Genomic DNA, 1354 nt, shown 5'->3' with positions numbered 1-1354 from the left:
CCATTGTTGTGGCCCGACATGCTGAAGAATGGATGCTTGAGCCTGGGTTCCTCAGGCGGGCAGGAGGGTTTGCCTTTGATCAAGGAGGGTTCAATGATCATGTGGCGATTCTCATGAAACAGGAGGAAAAAACCTTGATGCTGGCCGAGGGGCAGTATCCGGCCTTAGCCGCTCTGCATGGCCGACAGGTGACACTGGCCAGCGCCCGTTTTAATGGTATACCCTCTGCCTTCATTGCTGCCGGTGACCTTACCAGAAAACTGGCCAGTCACAGAAGCCTGTCCTGTGGTATTTCTGATGTGCCGTTAACAAAAGCTGTCCCGTCACGGGATGATTTATCCCCCCCAGAGGGCACATTCCGACTGGTCGCCAGCGGCTTTCAATGGCTCGCGGATCAAAATGCCCGGCTGCTGGCATTTTTTGCCTCCGGCGGCGGTCTGGATTGTCTGGCAAACCCGGTAAAACTAAGCATTTCGCCTCAACGATCAAAGCTACTGGCAGAGACCGTAGACAACGTAAACCGGCTGATTCACGGGGCTGAAGCCCTGTTGGAGGGCTACCGGGCCTTCTTGCTGCTGGCGGGAAACAGCGATTCAGAAGAGGTCCAGTCATTGCTGGATGAATTGATGCAATTGACCTCCCGGTTCGTGACGTTGAAACAGACTATCCAATCCGGGTTAGAGAGTATCACTCGTCACCAGCAGACCGGTGAAGAGCGTCAATTGTCGTTTATTAAGTGGGTGGCCGACTGCTATCAGCTAAAATCCTTTCTTCAAGCACTCAATCCCGGGAAGGCTGAACAGGTTCTGAGTGTTCATGAGCTGATTTTTGCCCTGCATCAGCGTTTCGTAAAGGCGCTGGCACCGGTCACTCTGGCCTCGGGTCATGGTAGGGTTTCTGAGGAAAAACGCGTCACCTATGTTGATTGTACGACTCCGGGTGACTCAGGTGAAAAGGCATCGCTATTGAGTCCGTCCTGTAAAACATCGATCAAAAAATTAGAGTACTCAGGGACTGTCGTCAGTATGGATGACGCTTTGATTGTTAACCTGGAGCTCGGAAGTCATATCTGTGTTATCGAACTACTTGAAAACGCAGAGGGGGGGAAAGGACGAACCTTGCGGCTGAAATTTTCCGACCAGTTTCGGAGCACTGATGGCAGTGATAAGCGTGGTAAGTTAATGCGTATGTGGTTTTTAGTGCAGTTACTGAAAGTGATTAAACTGGATAAACAAGCTGATAGTATGAAGCTGAGTTGCAGTGCCGTAACGAGTGAAATGATCGTCGAATATCCCCAAATGAAGTCACGTGAAATCCTGCAGGAAGCCTTTGAAAAACTGACGATTGTGTTAGA

At 50.7% G+C, this 1354-nt stretch carries 1 protein-coding gene; it reads left to right on the top strand.

Annotated elements, in window-relative coordinates; genetic code table 11:
* Positions 1-113: 113 nt before the first annotated feature.
* On the top strand, positions 114-1354 hold a 1241-nt coding region (locus KDK16_RS03490; protein WP_257274702.1), incomplete at its 3' end, for a hypothetical protein.

It is taken from the genome of Endozoicomonas sp. SESOKO4, assembly GCF_024606275.1.
This window is presented reverse-complemented; position numbering and strand designations above follow the sequence as displayed.